This is a genomic window from Acinetobacter sp. neg1, assembly GCF_000788125.1.
Classification (GTDB): Bacteria; Pseudomonadota; Gammaproteobacteria; order Pseudomonadales; family Moraxellaceae; genus Acinetobacter; species Acinetobacter vivianii.
Map to the genome: position 1 here is coordinate 859,477 of NZ_JSZD01000006.1, position 16,948 is coordinate 876,424.

Annotated in this window: 23 protein-coding genes and 1 tRNA gene; 7 read left to right on the top strand and 17 right to left on the bottom strand. The window is 34.2% G+C overall.

From position 1 onward, the window contains the following. Positions 1–10: 10 nt before the first annotated feature. Both PJ15_RS04935 and PJ15_RS04940 read left to right on the top strand, forming a co-directional pair. The gene (locus PJ15_RS04935; RefSeq protein ID WP_047428598.1) at positions 11–625 is read left to right on the top strand and encodes a hypothetical protein; all 615 of its coding nucleotides are present in this window, start codon (positions 11–13) and stop codon (positions 623–625) included. Beyond that, positions 622–1,110 carry a hypothetical protein gene (locus tag PJ15_RS04940; protein WP_047428601.1) on the top strand — a complete coding sequence of 163 codons (489 nt, stop codon included), beginning with the start codon at positions 622–624 and terminating at the stop codon, positions 1,108–1,110. The genes PJ15_RS04935 and PJ15_RS04940 overlap by 4 nt, the downstream gene beginning before the upstream one ends. A 143-nt stretch (positions 1,111–1,253) precedes the next feature. On the opposite strand, the gene PJ15_RS04945 is transcribed toward PJ15_RS04940, so the two are convergent. The 4 genes from PJ15_RS04945 to PJ15_RS04955 all read right to left on the bottom strand — a co-directional run bounded on the left by PJ15_RS04945 (position 1,254) and on the right by PJ15_RS04955 (position 3,839). Continuing rightward, positions 1,254–1,853, bottom strand: coding sequence for a hypothetical protein (locus PJ15_RS04945; protein ID WP_047428605.1), 600 nt, complete (start codon positions 1,851–1,853; stop codon positions 1,254–1,256). Between the two features lie 486 nt (positions 1,854–2,339). Then, positions 2,340–2,729: a hypothetical protein gene (locus PJ15_RS04950; RefSeq protein WP_227504683.1), complete on the bottom strand. Its 390-nt coding sequence runs from the start codon at positions 2,727–2,729 to the stop codon at positions 2,340–2,342. A gap of 233 nt (positions 2,730–2,962) precedes the next feature. Next, positions 2,963–3,124 carry a hypothetical protein gene (locus PJ15_RS18585; protein ID WP_171248560.1) on the bottom strand — a complete coding sequence of 54 codons (162 nt, stop codon included), beginning with the start codon at positions 3,122–3,124 and terminating at the stop codon, positions 2,963–2,965. Positions 3,125–3,518: 394 nt separating this feature from the next. Continuing rightward, positions 3,519–3,839: a GrlR family regulatory protein gene (locus PJ15_RS04955; protein ID WP_032866724.1), complete on the bottom strand. Its 321-nt coding sequence runs from the start codon at positions 3,837–3,839 to the stop codon at positions 3,519–3,521. A gap of 578 nt (positions 3,840–4,417) precedes the next feature. On the opposite strand from PJ15_RS04955, the gene PJ15_RS04960 reads away from it, so the two are divergent. Beyond that, positions 4,418–5,347 (top strand): lauroyl acyltransferase, encoded by a 930-nt coding sequence (locus PJ15_RS04960; RefSeq protein WP_047428611.1) that lies wholly within the window; start codon positions 4,418–4,420, stop codon positions 5,345–5,347. 69 nt (positions 5,348–5,416) lie between these two features. Here the strand turns inward: PJ15_RS04960 and PJ15_RS04965 are convergent, their stop codons facing one another. From PJ15_RS04965 to PJ15_RS04975, 3 genes are all read right to left on the bottom strand, one after another. Further along, positions 5,417–5,626, bottom strand: a complete 210-nt coding sequence (locus PJ15_RS04965) for a cold-shock protein (RefSeq protein WP_032866722.1) — start codon at positions 5,624–5,626, stop codon at positions 5,417–5,419. Positions 5,627–5,729: 103 nt separating this feature from the next. Then, entirely contained in the window at positions 5,730–5,951 is a 222-nt protein-coding gene (locus PJ15_RS04970) for a hypothetical protein (RefSeq protein ID WP_047428614.1), read from the bottom strand. Between the two features lie 197 nt (positions 5,952–6,148). Beyond that, positions 6,149–6,225 (bottom strand) — tRNA-Met (locus tag PJ15_RS04975). A 247-nt stretch (positions 6,226–6,472) separates the two neighbouring features. Here PJ15_RS04975 and PJ15_RS04980 point away from each other — a divergent pair. Next, a complete protein-coding gene (locus tag PJ15_RS04980) occupies positions 6,473–7,117 on the top strand; it encodes a glutathione S-transferase family protein (protein ID WP_032866719.1) in 645 nt (214 codons plus the stop codon). 75 nt (positions 7,118–7,192) lie between these two features. Here the strand turns inward: PJ15_RS04980 and arsH are convergent, their stop codons facing one another. From arsH to PJ15_RS05010, 6 genes are all read right to left on the bottom strand, one after another. Then, positions 7,193–7,897: an arsenical resistance protein ArsH gene (gene arsH / locus PJ15_RS04985; protein ID WP_047428617.1), complete on the bottom strand. Its 705-nt coding sequence runs from the start codon at positions 7,895–7,897 to the stop codon at positions 7,193–7,195. A 5-nt stretch (positions 7,898–7,902) separates the two neighbouring features. After that, positions 7,903–8,946 carry an ACR3 family arsenite efflux transporter gene (gene arsB, locus PJ15_RS04990; protein ID WP_047428620.1) on the bottom strand — a complete coding sequence of 348 codons (1,044 nt, stop codon included), beginning with the start codon at positions 8,944–8,946 and terminating at the stop codon, positions 7,903–7,905. A gap of 7 nt (positions 8,947–8,953) precedes the next feature. Beyond that, positions 8,954–9,427 (bottom strand): arsenate reductase ArsC, encoded by a 474-nt coding sequence (locus tag PJ15_RS04995; RefSeq protein ID WP_047428623.1) that lies wholly within the window; start codon positions 9,425–9,427, stop codon positions 8,954–8,956. Positions 9,428–9,433: 6 nt separating this feature from the next. Continuing rightward, positions 9,434–9,754, bottom strand: coding sequence for a metalloregulator ArsR/SmtB family transcription factor (locus PJ15_RS05000; protein WP_047428626.1), 321 nt, complete (start codon positions 9,752–9,754; stop codon positions 9,434–9,436). Positions 9,755–9,813: 59 nt separating this feature from the next. Then, positions 9,814–10,248, bottom strand: a complete 435-nt coding sequence (gene arsC, locus PJ15_RS05005) for an arsenate reductase (glutaredoxin) (protein WP_047428628.1) — start codon at positions 10,246–10,248, stop codon at positions 9,814–9,816. Positions 10,249–10,349: 101 nt separating this feature from the next. Next, positions 10,350–10,829 (bottom strand): hypothetical protein, encoded by a 480-nt coding sequence (locus PJ15_RS05010; RefSeq protein WP_047428631.1) that lies wholly within the window; start codon positions 10,827–10,829, stop codon positions 10,350–10,352. Between the two features lie 436 nt (positions 10,830–11,265). Between PJ15_RS05010 and PJ15_RS05015 the strand changes: the two genes are divergently transcribed. The 3 genes from PJ15_RS05015 (at position 11,266) to PJ15_RS05025 (ending at position 13,181) form a co-directional block, all read left to right on the top strand. Further along, positions 11,266–11,943: a DUF421 domain-containing protein gene (locus PJ15_RS05015; RefSeq protein WP_047428634.1), complete on the top strand. Its 678-nt coding sequence runs from the start codon at positions 11,266–11,268 to the stop codon at positions 11,941–11,943. A 131-nt stretch (positions 11,944–12,074) separates the two neighbouring features. Continuing rightward, a complete protein-coding gene (locus PJ15_RS05020; RefSeq protein ID WP_047429173.1) occupies positions 12,075–12,335 on the top strand; it encodes a hypothetical protein in 261 nt (86 codons plus the stop codon). A 255-nt stretch (positions 12,336–12,590) separates the two neighbouring features. Then, positions 12,591–13,181, top strand: a complete 591-nt coding sequence (locus tag PJ15_RS05025) for an undecaprenyl-diphosphatase (protein WP_047428637.1) — start codon at positions 12,591–12,593, stop codon at positions 13,179–13,181. A gap of 177 nt (positions 13,182–13,358) precedes the next feature. On the opposite strand, the gene PJ15_RS05030 is transcribed toward PJ15_RS05025, so the two are convergent. From PJ15_RS05030 to PJ15_RS05045, 4 genes are all read right to left on the bottom strand, one after another. Then, positions 13,359–13,916: a lysozyme gene (locus PJ15_RS05030; RefSeq protein ID WP_047428640.1), complete on the bottom strand. Its 558-nt coding sequence runs from the start codon at positions 13,914–13,916 to the stop codon at positions 13,359–13,361. Positions 13,917–14,024: 108 nt separating this feature from the next. Continuing rightward, positions 14,025–16,037 (bottom strand): hypothetical protein, encoded by a 2,013-nt coding sequence (locus tag PJ15_RS05035; RefSeq protein WP_047428643.1) that lies wholly within the window; start codon positions 16,035–16,037, stop codon positions 14,025–14,027. Positions 16,038–16,278: 241 nt separating this feature from the next. Continuing rightward, the gene (locus tag PJ15_RS05040) at positions 16,279–16,491 is read right to left on the bottom strand and encodes a hypothetical protein (RefSeq protein WP_047428646.1); all 213 of its coding nucleotides are present in this window, start codon (positions 16,489–16,491) and stop codon (positions 16,279–16,281) included. Continuing rightward, on the bottom strand, positions 16,481–16,765 hold the full coding sequence (locus PJ15_RS05045; protein ID WP_047428649.1) for a holin: 285 nt from the start codon (positions 16,763–16,765) through the stop codon (positions 16,481–16,483). The genes PJ15_RS05040 and PJ15_RS05045 overlap by 11 nt, the downstream gene beginning before the upstream one ends. Between the last annotated feature and the right edge of the window lie 183 nt (positions 16,766–16,948).

A 16,948-nucleotide genomic window follows, 5' to 3' on the forward strand; every position in this document is an offset into this window, starting at 1 on the left:
GATCTAAAATATGACACAAGATAGAATATTTTCGCCTACTCTAATCCCATCCTTAGATAATGAAGTCAAAGTCTGCCATGCAGATGAATTATTAGATCCTTTACTTTGTAATAGTATCGTTAAAGTACTTAACTATCATACAACGGTACCTTACACTTTTATGATGAACCAAGCTCAATGGGACTGGGTAAAACAGAAATATCCCTTTGAGCATGATTTAGCTATTCGGTTTGGACTTGAGTATGACTTGCGCCAGTTTAGCGATACGGTATTAGAACGCTATTCTTTTCATACAATGATGTATTTAAAGTTCACCTTGTATGCACAAAAGCATTCAAGAAATAAAGGGGCAGAAATGATCTTAGAATTAGCAAAAGATTCTTTTTCTGCTCGAATGGCAATTGCTAAGAAAAATTTTGGTGAAATCATTGATTTAGCATTATCGAATGCAAGCAAGCCTGTTCTTGCAGCAAATGCTCTGGCAGTATTTACCAACAATGGCCCTTTTGGAATTAATGAATATATGTATCAAAATGTCTTTGGACGTTCATATGATAGAGCAACAGTTTCTCAATATATTCAAAACTACAACTACACTCCACCTAAAAACCGTTTTTCACTATGAAAATGACATTAATCCCCGTACTAGCTATTTCATGTTTATTCTTAACATCTTGTAAAGCATCATCTGATAAAGATGATATTGATCAATTTGTAAAAGTAGATCTGAAAAACTATGCAACTGATAACTACAGAGTTTTTATCGAAGCTAATAAGAACTTCTCTAATGATCCTGCATTAAAAGAAACGCTTTTTAATAATACATACGTAAAGCTGGAAACTGCTCGTAGTCTTTTAAGTGAAGAGTATCCTGATTGGGTGGAAGGTTTAGACCACAATGGTTTCGATTATGCAGATCTCAATACGATATGCTGGATGACAGTCTATATGGAAAACTATGTAGGCAAAATTGGTGAGAAGTATAAAAAAGATCTTAAAGTTGAAACTCTAAGTGATGTACATCGACTCTATGAAGAAAGGGAAAAGGTCATCAAATTAAGAGATAGTAAAGAGCAAACCGCTAAAAATTTTGTTGAAGTCTGTACATAACACTCTAATCACATCATTTAAAGTAGCTACAATATAATGATGTAAAAGAATGCCAACTTAGATTGGCATTCTTTAAATATTTTACAACTAATTAAGATGATAGCTGCGTGTGAAATATGCCTAGTAAAATACACAAAACTCCTTTAGAAAATTTCTGTCAACTCCACCTTTAGTAATCCCGCTTTATACAAGAATTCTATACCAACAAATTCGGGCTTATAAAAATGATCATTCTCATCATCTCCATGTTGCGCAATAACTGCGCCTTCCCACTCTTTTATTCCACACACATATGACAAAGTAGTTGGTAGTGTAAAATCTAAAATCTCGAGAGTAGGTAGTGTTAGCCAAACATGAATATTGGTCGGTTTCATAATATCGCGTGGTTGACTAAAATATGTAATTCGTTCCTCCATAGGTTCGTAAAAAGCTTTACCTCCAACTTTTCTTTCAATATGGCCGATTGTTAAAATACTATTAACCCCATAAAATTCATCTACATAAGGTTTTAAAGCATAGTGAACCCCAAGACATTGAGCAACTAATAGGTCCGGTGTTAAATTTAAGTGTTTTATATAATCATGAAATTCTAGCAAGGACTCATCTGTTACAAGCCGTTGATTGATTTTTTTAAATGATTTATATGTGCCTAAACCATTTTTTAACGTATTTTTGAAGGCATTTGAAAACTCAAGCTCATAACCCGTTTTATTTGAAAAAAATAATTTTATCTTTTCAAACATAATTTAACCTTATACTTGTTAAAATAATAACTAATGTTTTATAAGCTAAATAATACTAAATCTATTTATTTGAACAATTCTTAACAAATTAAGTATTAATTCATGTGATCTTGAAATGCCTTCATTAAAGGGCTTTTACACATATCCCATTTTTAAGAAAAGGTCCTTTTTGGCTGCACGGCGATGAACAAGCCCACCTAGTGCTTCAGTGATAAAGAGTTAGAGCCAATGAATGAAATAGAAGAAATTGTTTTAGGCCAATATAGAGAAAATCGACCAACACTATATGTTAATTCAAAACTCAAGTTCGGATCACATGAATGAAATAAAGCCCTTATCAGGAAAAAAGATCAGATTATTCTTTTAGGGCTTAAGTTTAAGTAATGTCTTTATTTGCAATCCCCAATTAATACAATAACTTACATATTTTTAATTTTATAATTATTATTCAATTGGATATATAAGATACAATCTTATAAAATTTAATTAATAAAGTTTATATCTAAATTTTTGCATATCATGTGGCATGTTTAGTTTTACATACCATTTATCACCCTTTGGATTTCCAATGACGATTGCATCAACCTCAAAAGCGTCATGTTCAGATAAACTTTTTATTTTTATAAAATTACAAAATTCTTTGGCGCTACTCTCATTTAGATATCCGACCCTTAAAGTATCAATATATACCCCAACCTCTCCTGTAGCTTCTTGAGCAATAATTGCATCCTTTTTGACTTTAATAAACTCTTCACTTTCTATCCCTATCACTGTTTTTAATTCATTTTGATAAAGTATAACTATTACTTCATGTGCATACTCTTCTCCTGCTTCATTAAATATTTTTCCTAGAATATTTAGCGTGGTATTAGGCATTTCTTGTATCCTACCTTTTTTTCTTATCTTCTTTTCAAACTTAAAATATAGCACCCATAACAATACTGTTATTATAAAAAAGGCCAAAATCATATTATTTTACTCTTATATATACAATCCACAATCACTCACTTTATCAACAAACTGGAAACGACAATTAGAGAGCTATTTATAGCTCTCTAACGCTAACTTATTAACTATACTAAATAGTTAAAATTCTAAATCAATAATGATCATTTAGATTGTTCATTATTTTCTTTAGGCTGATTAATCACCGGCTGTTGTGAATCTGGCTGTACAAGGGGGTTCTGTTTAGGGTCAGATTGCTGTTGTTGTCCAGGTGGTTGATTTTGTTGATTAGACTGTTGTTTTGAATTATCTTGATTCTGAGACATTAGTGTCTCTCCTGTATAATGATGTGTAGATAATTATCTATCACTCATTCACAATAAGCCTTTAGTTGATATATAGATAGCACGAACTTGCATTAAGTTGTAATTAATTAATTCCTACTAAATTCAAAAAACCACAATTAACTAATAAATATGAAATTACACCCCTAAAGTTTTACACCTATATTATTATCTCTAAATCCTTTCTCATTAAACCCTTAATTAAAATCAAGGTGTTTGAGCTTAAGCTTCAGATTAGTATTAATAACTTCTTTCAAAACACATTTAACCAATAAACTCAATTAATTCTTTAAAGTTCAAGCTATTGAAATTATTTTATTAAAAAAAGCCTAAAATAGGCTTTCTAATTTAAGAAAAACTTTAAGCAATGAAAAAGCTAACTTTTTTTACCAATTAGTTTTGCTTGGACGAGTAAAGGTACAGTCTGTAAATTTTCAACATTCCCATGCAACATATAGCCTTGATTATCCTCTTGAAAAGTTAAGTTAAGTTTTAGTGATCCAGAACCTCCAAAAAGAGAATGTACATTTATATTGTGCTTGCTGAGACTTAAGATTAGCCGATTCTCTTCAATATACCCATTGTAAGAATAGGTTGTATCTCCTCCATCAGCTATCTCATCATCAACAACAAGTATTCCATTTCCAAAATCTTTATCACTGCTTTTAAATGTTAGTAAGTAAATTCCATCTTTCATAGCTAGCTCACCAAACGATACTGAATATACAGTTATATTATTTTAACTCAGGATCACCACAAAAAGTCTATAAACCGCCATTGAATTGTAATACTTTATTTTTACAAGAATAATAAAATGTTTAAAAAGAAGACATTATACAAGCAGGATTAGTTTTATTTAATGGACTCTCATATATTTCAAGAGGCAGATCATATTATTCTTGAGTTCAGTGTTACCAAGTTAACCTTTATAAAAACTTTTTCTTAAGAAAACTGAATACAAGCCTGATTAACGATAAAAAAGATAATACCCAACCAAACTACGTAAAAAATAGATATGCTTGGGAATACATCGAAAAACTTATAGCAATAACAATCAAACCCAAAACTATTCTATGCTAGTTGAGATATGTAACTATAAAATCCCACTTTCAAGTAATTTAATATAATACCAATTCTTATAAGCTGTTATTTTCATTTAGGTTAATTAGCACTACTCATTAATCTTACCAGTAGATTATCGTGTCATAATTAAATAACTGAATAAAAATTATCTATGCTACTCTATACAAGACTCTTCTTAAGAAACACTCTGCTATGAATTACACATATCCGTATATCGCAGGTACGTTTCTCTGGTCATTTTTGCTACCTAAATATTGGTTTATCTGGGTTTCTATTGGAATTTTATTAGTGTTGGCATTATTGCCCTGGGCGCTTCAATGGCGTCTTGCAGAAATTTTATCAAAAATAGCATGGAAGACTTTAGGATCTCGCCGAAAGACAACTCTTCGTAACTTACACTTATGTTTTCCTCAGAAATCGTCCTATCAAATTGAATTAGATGCTAAACAAATTTTTTTTAATGGAATGCTTGGTTATTTTGAGGCTATAAATTCTTGGTACTCACCTAAATGGTTTGCAAATAGAATTCATATAGATGGATTAGAACACCTTAAAAAGCATAAAGACAAAGGTATACTGCTCCTTGGGAGTCATACTACACTTTTAGATGCTGGAGGTTTCGTAAGTAGTTGCTTCTTTAATTTAGATGTTGTGTATAGACCGCAAAATAACCTTCTTTTAAATTTCTTGATCATTAGAGGGCGTTCTAGAGTTTATCAGAATCAAATTCCGAAAAATGATATGAAGGAGCTTATCAAAAATTTAAAGCAAGGTCATGCTATATGGTATAGCCCAGATCAAGACTTCGGTTTAAAACAAGGTGTAATGGCCCCTTTCTTCAATGTTCCTGCAGCCACCCTGACAGCTCATAGGCGTTTAATGAAAATTGCAGACGCAGTTGCCATTCCATTATATTTCTATAGGACAGGTGATATAAAGAACCCCCAATATCATGTTCTCTTAGAGCCTGCATTAGACAATTTTCCAAGTACCGATGAACTAGTTGATGCGACTAGAGTTAATCAAATACTTGAAAACCAAATTAGCATGTATCCTACACAATATATGTGGTTCCACCGTAGATTTAAGACTCGTCCCCCGGGGGAGGAAAGTCTATATTAAATTACATAATTTTGTGTATGTAAGAAAATAAAAAGCCCACATATAGTGAGCTTTTTATTTTTCTATAAATTAAATAGCTTTAATATAAGTAGCTTGTGGACCTTTCTTACCCTGACCAGAAACGAAACTTACTCGTTGACCTTCATTCAGAACTTTAAAGCCACTGCTTTGAATCTCGCTGAAATGAGCAAATAAATCTTCACCAGAATCAGCCTGGATGAAACCAAAACCTTTAGCTTCATTGAACCACTTAACTGTACCAGTAGATGTATCAGACATATTTTAAACCTTATATACTTTATTTAGGGATTAAATCATAATTTTAAAAATGCTTTAATCCATTTCATCTTTATTAAAAAGATACTACAAATGTGTGAATTAGTTAGATTAATCGATAAAGTTGATTAACATCAGTATAGAAACTATTTCCATCTAAATTAAAGTCAATTTCTTGGCCACAATTTAGTAGTACTCTTTTTCCAACCTCTACCCATTTGAAACCTTGCAACGTACTCTGTTGACGTTTCAAAGGGATAATTTTCACACAAATTTCATTGCCATTGATGGCTTTGGCTACGCGCCAGTCATTAATAATTGTTAACACAAAATCACTCTACTTAAGAGCTCAAATGATTGATTTTATTTACTACATGCTAGACAGATAAGAGATAATAACTGAGTTTCTAGAATTTAATAATATATAGCTTTATTTAGGATTATATAAGCTAATTTCAATTGCTATTTGTTCTTTCCAGAATAGCAACTTTAAATACATCAAAGAGCAAAATTAATTAAATCGGTTGGTAGCGGGAGCTGGATTTGAACCAACGACCTTCGGGTTATGAGCCCGACGAGCTACCAGACTGCTCCATCCCGCACCGACGAGTTAGGTTTATAGGCTCTTTACCATTCATAAGCAAGCTTAATCGTGATTAGCAGTGCTAGAAGGTCAATATACATACTATTATTCTATATTTGAGAGTTTAATCAAACTTCCTAAGAACAACTCATGTTTAACTGTATGGTGTTACCACTCTGTCTAAGACCTTGCTACAGCAACAGCTAGCTCTACGATACGACTAGGACATGGGAAATTACCCATAAATTTTTAAAATTGGAATTATCATGATTACATTACATCACTTAAATCAATCACGCTCTTTTCGAATTTTGTGGTTACTTGAAGAAATTAAAGAACCTTATCAGTTGAAGTGCTATTACCGGGACTTAACCACGCATTTGGCTCCTGAGTCATTAAAAAAGATCCATCCTTTAGGAAAATCTCCCGTGATTGAGTGGGAAGGTAAAGTCATTGCAGAATCGGGTGCTATAGTAGAGTTATTAATTCAAAAGCTTGCCCCTCACCTAGCACCAGATATAAATGATGCTGCATATGCAGATTACCTACAATGGATTCATTTCGCTGAAAGCTCAGCCATGGTCCCATTTCTACTAAAAACTTTTAATGCGATAGAAATGAAACAGGGAACCAAATTGGCATTTCTAGAAGACTATGCTCAAGTTGAATTTGATAAAGTCTTTGGTTTTTTAAATAATTATCTAGAGAATAAAGAATTTTTAGTAGGCGATCGTTTAACTGGAGCAGACTTTATGATGGGATTCGGACTTCATGGCTTAATCCATAATATGGCCCAAGGTGAAAATTATCCACATCTTCAAAGCTATGTTGAACGTTTGAGCCTTCTTCCGAGTTGGAAAGCAGCAGAAAAGATTGAAAAAGATAGCCTAATCTTAAAAAACAAAAATTAAGGATAATTAAGAAAATTTGCAAAGAAATTAGCCAATGATAAAAGCCCTCCTCAGAGGGCTCACATCTATATCAGATCATATATTTTTTTGATTTACTCTTTTAGACAGCTCTTCTGCGGATTCTTTTCTCTCTGAATAACGATCGGTTAGATACTGGCTTTGCCCACGGGTAAGCAAGGTAAATTTATAAAGCTCCTCCATCACATCAACAATACGGTCGTAATACGACGATGGTTTCATTCGTCCATCTTCTTCAAACTCTAAAAAAGCTTTAGGAATGGAAGATTGATTTGGAATGGTGATCATCCGCATCCAACGCCCTAAAATACGCATTTGATTCACGCTATTGAAAGATTGCGAACCACCACTAACCTGCATCAATGCCAACGTTTTTCCTTGGGTTGCTCGAATCGCACCGCCAGCCAATGGAATCCAATCAATTTGAGATTTAAAAATAGAGCTCATCGAGCCATGACGTTCAGGCGAACACCACACCATGCCCTCTGACCATGCCAAAAGCTCATGTAGCTCTTTGGCTTTAGGATGCTCCATGTCCGCATCTTCTGGTAAGGGTAAGCCTTTAGGATGAAAAATTTTAACCTCAGCACCAAACTGTTCCAAAATACGCCCTGCTTCCATCACCGCCAATCGGCTGTATGAACGCTCGCGATTAGAACCATACAGCAGCAAAATACGTGGTGGATGATCCAGCTGTTTAGCTTGTACTTTTTCTAAAGTAGGTTGATCCAAAAGGTTCATATCTACATTCGGGAGAGTCATAGAAATTACACCTCTTCTTTAAAAAACTTTTTTCTTAGCCACAAAGACACACTGACTAAAGCAATCAACACAGGTACTTCAACCAATGGTCCGATTACCGTAGTAAAAGCCACTGGTGAAGCTAAACCAAAAGTTGCAATCGCGACAGCAAGCGCTAATTCAAAGTTATTCCCCGCAGCAGTAAACGAAATTGCTGTTGTTTTAGGATAGTCATTACCCATCCATTTGCTCATAAAGAAGCTAATGAAGAACATCACGATAAAGTAAATCGTCAATGGAATCGCAATCCGCAAGACATCCATCGGTAAGCTCACCACATCGTTACCTTTTAGGCTAAACATCGCCACAATCGTGAACAATAAAGCCAGAAGACTCAGTGGACTGATCTTAGGTAAGAAGACATTTTGATACCAATCCAGACCTTTCGCTTTCACTAGAGTAAATCGCGTCATAAAGCCAAGGAAGAATGGAATCCCTAAGTACACCAATACTGCATGGGTAATGGTCCAGAAATCGACATTAATCACCTGCCCCGCAACGCCAAAATATGGCGGTAAGAAGGTCAAGAACAACCAAGCATAGGCACTAAAAAACAGAATCTGGAAAATACTATTGAATGCCACCAATGCAGCTACATATTGGTTATCACCACAGGCTAAACCATTCCAGACCAAGACCATTGCAATACAACGAGCTAAACCAATCAGGATTAAGCCTGTCATGTACTCTGGATAGCTATGCAAAAAAATAATGGCTAATGCAAACATTAGTACTGGTGCTATCACCCAGTTTTGCACTAAGGAAAGCGTCAATGTCTTCTTGTCTTTAAACACTTGTGGCAAAGCGGCATAGTCCACTTTAGCTAATGGTGGATACATCATCAAAATTAACCCTATTGCAATCGGGATATTGACGGAATCCACACTCATTTGATCCAAAACAACCGAAGCTTGTGGAAAGAACACACCTATCGCAATCCCCAACGCCATAGCAATAAAAATCCATAGCGTGAGGTTGCGATCTAGAAAGGATAATCTTGGTTGAGCCATGATATTCTCATTCAATATGCGAAATTTGATTGATTGCTGCAATCAACTCTGGGCGAGACATATGCGCTGTATCAAGTGCAAGTAAAGCATCTAAACGGCGGTTGATATGATCGACTGTCACTTGGAAAGCTTTGAGCTTTTCTTCTTTCGGCAAATCTAAATGTGAAGGATCAGCTAAGCCCCAATGTGCCTTGATCGCTCCACCCAAATAAAGTGGACACGCTTCTTGCGCTGCTGAATCACAAACAGTAATCACCACGTCAGGTTGATATTGTTCACAGTCATCAATGGTTTTGCTCCACAAACCATCTGTTGAAAGACCAAGGTTTTCTAAAGTTTCTATAGTCAATGGATGTACTTGCCCTGATGGCTTACTACCTGCACTGTAGGCTTTCCATCCTTCAGGCGCACGGCTGTTAAAAAGGACTTCTGACAGGATGCTACGGCAACTATTTCCAGTACACAAAAAAAGAAATTTCATATTCTGTTACTCACAATAACTATTTATTTGGATATTTGGGGAGTCTTTATTCACAATGGTTTGATTGCTTACCAAAAGATTCAGAACGTCATGGCACCACGTTGGTAACTGCGGATTAATGCTGTAATACACCCATTGGCTTTGTCTTCTGTCCTGTAAGAGACCAGAAGAACGCAATAAAGCTAAATGCCTAGAAATCTTTGGCTGACTCAGTTGCAACTTTTCAGTCAAATCACAAACACATAATTCTTTATTCTCAGCGACTAAAGTCACGATATTGAGTCGAGTTTCATCTGATAAGCATTTAAAAAAATTAACTTGGTCCATTCATAACTCCTATTCACTTATTTGGATATACGGATAATCATATACAAAAATTAAATTTTTTAATTCACTCGTTGACCTTTTTCATCAATCACTTTTTCACCATCCTCTTTCGTAAAGGCCCCCTTCTGAGGTAGTGGTAGAATATCTAAAACAACTTCTGAGGGACGGCTTAAGCGAGTACCTAATTCAGTAACAACAAATGGTCGATTAATCAATATTGGATGATCAATCATAAAACCGAGTAACTGCTCATCACTCAAATCACTACGATCAAGGTCTAAATCCTGATAGGGAGCTACATTCTGGCGAATGGCCTCTCTTACTGTTAATTTTGCATCCTGAATCAATTTAATTAATTCGTCATGACTAGGCGGTGTAAGGAGATATTCAATTATGATTGGCTCAATCCCTGTATTGCGAATTAGAGCCAATGTATTTCTAGAAGTTCCACATGCTGGGTTGTGATAAATTCTCACATTTGATGATGTTGCCATAAGAGTAGACACTTTTGATCTTATTCTTGTATTTTATATATGATTTTCCATATATCCGCAATACCATATATTGAAATTAAACTCCCCTCCTAGTCTAAGCTTCACATATTTCTATTATTTTTTTTGAATTCTACACTGTCAAAATATGCGATGATTTCTTCTTGGGCTTGGCTAATATTATTATTTGAAAAAATTTCTTGCTCTTCAACTTGTCGTAAAGTTTGTATTTCCTTGAATGTAAAAGTAAAATCTTCAGGTATATTCTTGTATAAAGGAGGAAGTTTTTTAACTCCACCTTCTGTTATTTTCTCAATAAATCCAGCTAGCCAAAGTATAAACTCACCTTTATTTTTATAATTAGGAATTAAACTCAGATCAAAACCTGAATCTCCCTCCTGAGATTTTATAAGCCCTTTCTCCATATCAATAAAATTTACCAGAAGCTTAAGATCTGTATCTTTCAGAATCTTTCTCAACTCCCTAAAAATTAAATTAACTAACTCTTGAGAGTCATACGTAAACAACTGTTTTTGCTCAAATACGTTATATAGATTGTCAGCTAAGCGTAGGTATTGTGGCATTTTTATTATCCTAAAGTATTTAAATTATCCAGATTTAAGTATGACTTTTCATGTATTAATAAATGTAAAGCTTTAGGTGATATATGTTTCTTCCATAGTTTTAATGTAAATTAAAAACAATATAAGTCACATTATTTTTATTATTTGTGATGCAACAAGTAAAATTTAAGTTTCCAATTAATAAAATGTTTCAACTTCTTTTGAAAATTTATATCTAAAACCAAGTATAAAGGTCTACTTTAAAAAAGTAAAATAGTATTTTACCGCTATACCTCAACAAACTTTATTTATTTCCATCTTAGAATCAATGAATTATATTTTTTAATACTCCTACAACCAAGATAAATAAATTACTACTCATCTCCACTATTTTTTACTTAAAAACCTTTATTTTATTAATTAGATAAGAAATCTTTCTGGAATAGGAATAGAAAAAATGGATCTTTTTAAGATTTTTATTGGTGATACTACTTGGATCTTCCTTTTAGAAATCATCGTACGCTGTGTTGTTATGTTCTTTGTCATTATTAGTTTCTTAAGATTATCCGGTAAACGGGGTATTCGACAGCTTTCGATTTTCGAGCTTGCGATTATTTTATGTTTAGGTTCGGCAGCAGGCGATCCTATGTTTACTGAAGATCTTCCAATTATCCATGCGGTAACTGCATTTATTATTATTTTAACTCTCTACCGATTGACAACCTGGAGCATGGTAAAACAAAAAAAGATAGAGGACCTATTAGAAGGAAAAGCTCTTTGTGTAGTTAAGGAAGGCCTCCTTGTCTATAAAGATTTTCTTAAACAAAGCTATTCTCATGATGAGTTTTTTTCAGAAATGCGACAACAAAATGTTGAACATTTAGGCCAAGTCAGAACCGCACTGCTAGAGACAGATGGGGCGTTGAGTATGCTGTACTATGAAAATAAAGATGTTAAATGGGGATTACCTCTTTTCCCGGAACATTACTGTAAAGCTACGACGCTTAAATTAAATACCTTTTATTCTTGCATGAAATGTGGCGAGACTAAAATATTGAATGCAATCGATCAGGAATGTACTCGGTGTAAACATCATAGTTGGGCTGAATCCTTAAAGACGTGTCGGATCGGTTGATCAATCCATTGAAAGTTCTATCCTGCAGCACCTAAAAATAACTTAAGGATTTCTGATAAAAGACTTATATGAGATGAAAAAAGGTATAAAGATTGGTTATGCTAGACCACCTTTTTTTAGTGGTTCAAATTATGGAAATTATAGAGCTAGTTCTTCAGGATGAAGATATGAATTTGCATAAGCTCAAGAAAGTCAAAGATACAGCTTTTAACTCTATTGAATTAAAAAAAGTTTCAAATTGGCTATGGATCTATGCTGATACCTATGAGTTTTTCAATTTTTCTATTTGGGAGGAGCTAGATAGTGCTTATCTGAACAAAATAATCAAATTTAAAAATAAAATTTATAAAGTTGTTGAAATCAATTCTTTCAACCAAATTAGATATTCATGAGTAATTCACAATCTTTCATTTTAATAAACAAAAAAGCCCTACCAAAGTTATGGAATATGTTCACTAAAAGTTTGGACATAAAAAGATGGGATAGATCCTTACTTCATACCAAATCACAACTGATCAATAAGTCGCAGTAATTTGAAGAGAAAAAGCTTTTATTTCAGATCTGCAGTCTTAACAAAGTCATAGCAATTTGGCTCTAAAGTCATTAACAAAAATTGATATAATTTTGCCGTTTTTTAGGGAAATTATATGTTTTTAGAACAATTTAACTTAAGTTTATTTCATTCTTTAAATGCTTCAGATATCGCTACCGATTGGGCCGTAAAAGCTGCTATATTCATCGCTAATGATTTGCTTTATATAATTATTTTATTTTTTTTAATTTCATGGTTTAAAGGTAATTATGATGTTAAAAAACAGATCATTAAAGCAACGATTTTTACTTTATTAGCCTTTCTTATAGGAAAAATAATTTCCAGTTATTTCTACCATCCACGCCCTTTCGTTATGGGAGTGGGACGAACACTCATTGAGCATGCTCCGAGTGGTTCATTTCCAAGTAGCCATATGCTCTTTTTTAGTACTATTGCTTTCTCCTATTTATTTTGTAAAAAAAGTATAGGTTATCTATTCTTAGTTCTAGCTTGGTTAGTTGCTTTCTCGAGAATTTATCTTGGAGTTCATTTTCCTTTAGATATGATAGGCGCTTTTACAATTGCATTTTTACTCAACTTATTAGGAACCCCTCTCTGGGAAAAGTATGGAAAATATGCAACGACTTCTATTATAAATTTATATCACTTAATTTTTTCAAAAATAATGAAAGGTCGATATAACTGATGGTTTTTTAAAAATATAATTACTAATCTCTAAGATAACAAAGCCCTCTTCAGAGGGCTTTAACACATATCCCAACATGAATATTATTGTTGATCGTGTGCGCCGAGCAGCCAGATAAAAGAACAAAAATACAGACGCTAAATATGATCGATATCACTGAGCGCCTACAGTGATAAATTACTTTTTTAAGAAAAGCTCTCGTTCATCAGCACGTCGACGAACAAGACCTTTCAGTACTTTGCCACCGCCCTTATTCCAACGTGGAAACTGATCGGCAGCACCGAGATAATCTCCCTTGTTTAGTTTGGCCAATAAAGTTGAATCTTTAAATGCCTGCTCACCGATGTTGTAAGTGAGACTGACCAATGCATCAAACTGATTTTGATTAATTGAAACTTTCACACTTTGATTCACTGTTTTCTCAAAACGGTTTAAGTCATGCGCAAAATATACCTTGGCTTGGCCTAATGTGCACTTATCTCCTTGCTTAACTCTCACACCATTTGGATATACCGTGGTACCGTAGCCGATCGTCCAGACACCTACACCATCATCATAGGCATCAAGCTTCAAATCTTCAAAACTGATAATCAGATTGATACCCACCTGACTTGTAGTCTTTCCTTTTGAGGGATTTAGACTATCAACTACTTTGTTTAATTCATCCACTTGAGCCTGTGTTAATTTACCACCAGCCAACTTACGTGCTTCATCAAAGAATGGTTTTCTATTCATTTCACTTTCCTATAGGTAATAAAAAACCGACCTTAATAGGCCGGTTATGGGTAATATTTTTTAGATTTAAGCTAATTAAAATTTTAAACAAAGATTTCTTACAGTCACTTATCTAGAAACTGTTACGTATACCGTATGGTTCACAACACTTGGTGCTCCCGTATAATCTTTATAAAAAATTTGCAGTGTATTTTGAGCTGTAACTTCAGCAAGGTATTCTCCTTCTGACGGATTTAACATTGGACAGTTAACAATCACTCTATCACCAATAGAAATCGGTTTAAGTGTCCTTGGTGAAGCGGAAAATATGCCATTAGCGTTTGGCTTAAAGGAGAGATTATAAGTTGCAATAATTCCAGTATTATCTGCTAGTACCCATTCCGATCCTAACCATAACCAGTACCGCTGATGTTTTGCACCATAACCATCTAGACATGCCTTTCCACCCGCGCTGATATAATTTGATGCAGCACTTTCATTCGATGGTGAAGAAGCAGAAGTAACACCAAGATTACAATCTATTGGAGCAATAACATTGTTACCTGTGCTGAAATTAATTGCACATAATGGAGAGGTATTTCCTCGATAGATCCCTAAAGCTGGATGCTTGATCCGATTACCTGAAAAATCTTCTAAATAATTATGCTGCGCAAATTCAACAGCACTTGGTTTACTTAAAGCAGAGTCATCCAATGTGGTGTAATCAATATTATTCCCTGTTATTGATCCCCCAAGAACACCATACAAACGTAACCAACCAAATGTATTATCTGAGATTTTTACATTTACACAGGATCCATTTGTTACGGTATTAAAAATTTCCGCCTTATTTCTTTCCACAATTAGATTGTCGACCGATACCCAAGAGCGTAGTTCTCCCTGAATAATATTACCTATAATTGCATAATCATTGGCTCTTACTGCCGAGTCAATCCGATTTAAATCAATCATCAATGGTGGTGTTCCCACCCCATGGTAATTAGATAACAAATAATTATCAACGATGTATAAATGATCAACATCTAAAGTTCGTATCGTTCCGTAAATCTTACAACTCTTAATTGTCGTATATTGTGCACAAGAAATGATTGCAGCATATGTGGCAACTGTATGCTTTGAAATGAATCTGGAAAATGTCGTATATAAGCATCCGAACATGGCTCGGAAACCTAATCCAATTCCATCTACATAGTCATCTTCTGAAGCACAATATCTACTCTTAGCACCAAAATATACGCCTGAAACAGTATTTGATATTGGTCCGTTTCTATGTAGAAATTTATTTTTTTTGCTTAAGATATGAACACAACCAGCATACGTGACAAGTAATCCGTCATGTGGATATCCATCGAAGAATGTACATTGTTCTACTACACAATTAGACGAACCATAGTTTATACCTAATTGTGTTAATTCATTAAAAGTACATTCTTTCCAGATCATATTGAAACAAGTTTGAAATCGAACACTTAATCTATCTTCCGAACCAACATATGAGAAAGAACAGCGATTAAACGTCATATTGCAAGAATATTTATTTGCATAATTTTTTCCTTGTATATGAAAATTTAAATCATTAATTATAGGCTGTTCATCATTAATCAAATGTAATCTAAATGCATATCCCTGGTAAGGAGGCTGGTCCAAACCCTTATTGATTGTAATTTGAGAACCATTGATACTTTCCACTGTAACCAATTGAGAGGTTATTCCTAACTCATTTGGGTTGCGCTGGTTTGCAATGTACCAACTATCGTTATTATCACAACCATAATAAATTAGTGCACGCGTTCCAACAGCGATATCAATAGTATCTGAAAGATTTAATACTACATCACCTTTACTATAAGTCCCTATAATGTCTTTATAGCTCATGCTATTAGAACACAATGGACTAGAACTTAGAAAAACAGCTCCATTGCCATAAATATTGACACTATTTCTAGTGAAAACTTCACCACTGAGATAATAAGTTGCATTCGGATTGCAGTTAATATTAACAGGTTTAGTATTTAGAAGACTTTGCCAAGCTGAACGATCATCATGTATACCATCACCTATAGCACCAAAATCTTCTGGTGTAGCATAATAATTGTTATTTGTATTATTAATTAGACTCATATCTTACCTCTTCAATTTTTATAAACAAGTACACTTTTAAATTTATGCTCGTTTATTTTCATCTAAGAATCTATTTAAATTCTATTTTTGATAATCAATTATTCTTGAGTAGAATAAAATAACCTTCTTTATTTTTAACACTCTATTTCTGTGAAATGAAGTCAATATTCTCCTATAAAATAATAAAAAATCTTGTATGGATAAAAACCGCCCGAAGGCGGCTGTTTATTGATTATCAAATCTAGAAATCTTTTTCTTTCTTCTTTTCCTGTTCTGAACTACCGAAGTAGAAGCCACAGGCTGTTGTCATTGCTCCAGCAATAAAGCCCAGTGCTGTATTGATTAGGTTGCTGTTCTCTCGTGGCATGTCCACGAAAAATAAAGCAATCACCAATACAAACATCAACCCAACGAGAGCAAAGGCCAAATAAGCCCGAGTCTGTTCACTTGTCATCACAATCCCCTTTTAATCTTTCTTTCGTTTGTTCATATTGCTTCTTACGCAACTGGTGGATTTCATCGGCACGCTGGTTCTCTTTACGCTTGTAATAGAGATTTAAAATGAATGTTGCCACGGCCACTACAACACCAAGTACCGCCATCCAGTCAATTGAAGCCCACCAAGACACCACGCTCACCCCTGCACTTGTGTATGTTGTATAACTAAATTTGGTTGCTGTTGCGGCTGCATTTGCTGCAGCCTCAACAGCCCCCTGCTTTTCTGTCATGTCTATCTCCAGATATCTAAGAAATAAAACCAACTAAGGAAGTCGGATTAATACTTTTTTCAGTTATTCCCAACAAAAATGGGTTCAAAGAATGTATAATTACCTCAGCTCTAGCTAGAAGTCAGCGCTACTAGTTGAAGTTAAAAACCCCTAGTTTTCTGGAACTAGGGGTTTTGTTTTTTG

Coding starts and splice junctions, on each gene's coding strand:
- PJ15_RS04935 (WP_047428598.1), top strand. CDS start 11: ATGACACAAGATAGAATATTTTCGCCTACTCTAATCCCATCCTTAGAT.
- PJ15_RS04940 (WP_047428601.1), top strand. CDS start 622: ATGAAAATGACATTAATCCCCGTACTAGCTATTTCATGTTTATTCTTA.
- PJ15_RS04945 (WP_047428605.1), bottom strand. CDS start 1,853: ATGTTTGAAAAGATAAAATTATTTTTTTCAAATAAAACGGGTTATGAG.
- PJ15_RS04950 (WP_227504683.1), bottom strand. CDS start 2,729: ATGCCTAATACCACGCTAAATATTCTAGGAAAAATATTTAATGAAGCA.
- PJ15_RS18585 (WP_171248560.1), bottom strand. CDS start 3,124: ATGTCTCAGAATCAAGATAATTCAAAACAACAGTCTAATCAACAAAAT.
- PJ15_RS04955 (WP_032866724.1), bottom strand. CDS start 3,839: ATGAAAGATGGAATTTACTTACTAACATTTAAAAGCAGTGATAAAGAT.
- PJ15_RS04960 (WP_047428611.1), top strand. CDS start 4,418: ATGAATTACACATATCCGTATATCGCAGGTACGTTTCTCTGGTCATTT.
- PJ15_RS04965 (WP_032866722.1), bottom strand. CDS start 5,626: ATGTCTGATACATCTACTGGTACAGTTAAGTGGTTCAATGAAGCTAAA.
- PJ15_RS04980 (WP_032866719.1), top strand. CDS start 6,473: ATGATTACATTACATCACTTAAATCAATCACGCTCTTTTCGAATTTTG.
- arsH (WP_047428617.1), bottom strand. CDS start 7,897: ATGACTCTCCCGAATGTAGATATGAACCTTTTGGATCAACCTACTTTA.
- arsB (WP_047428620.1), bottom strand. CDS start 8,946: ATGGCTCAACCAAGATTATCCTTTCTAGATCGCAACCTCACGCTATGG.
- PJ15_RS04995 (WP_047428623.1), bottom strand. CDS start 9,427: ATGAAATTTCTTTTTTTGTGTACTGGAAATAGTTGCCGTAGCATCCTG.
- PJ15_RS05000 (WP_047428626.1), bottom strand. CDS start 9,754: ATGGACCAAGTTAATTTTTTTAAATGCTTATCAGATGAAACTCGACTC.
- arsC (WP_047428628.1), bottom strand. CDS start 10,248: ATGGCAACATCATCAAATGTGAGAATTTATCACAACCCAGCATGTGGA.
- PJ15_RS05010 (WP_047428631.1), bottom strand. CDS start 10,829: ATGCCACAATACCTACGCTTAGCTGACAATCTATATAACGTATTTGAG.
- PJ15_RS05015 (WP_047428634.1), top strand. CDS start 11,266: ATGGATCTTTTTAAGATTTTTATTGGTGATACTACTTGGATCTTCCTT.
- PJ15_RS05020 (WP_047429173.1), top strand. CDS start 12,075: ATGGAAATTATAGAGCTAGTTCTTCAGGATGAAGATATGAATTTGCAT.
- PJ15_RS05025 (WP_047428637.1), top strand. CDS start 12,591: ATGTTTTTAGAACAATTTAACTTAAGTTTATTTCATTCTTTAAATGCT.
- PJ15_RS05030 (WP_047428640.1), bottom strand. CDS start 13,916: ATGAATAGAAAACCATTCTTTGATGAAGCACGTAAGTTGGCTGGTGGT.
- PJ15_RS05035 (WP_047428643.1), bottom strand. CDS start 16,037: ATGAGTCTAATTAATAATACAAATAACAATTATTATGCTACACCAGAA.
- PJ15_RS05040 (WP_047428646.1), bottom strand. CDS start 16,491: ATGACAAGTGAACAGACTCGGGCTTATTTGGCCTTTGCTCTCGTTGGG.
- PJ15_RS05045 (WP_047428649.1), bottom strand. CDS start 16,765: ATGACAGAAAAGCAGGGGGCTGTTGAGGCTGCAGCAAATGCAGCCGCA.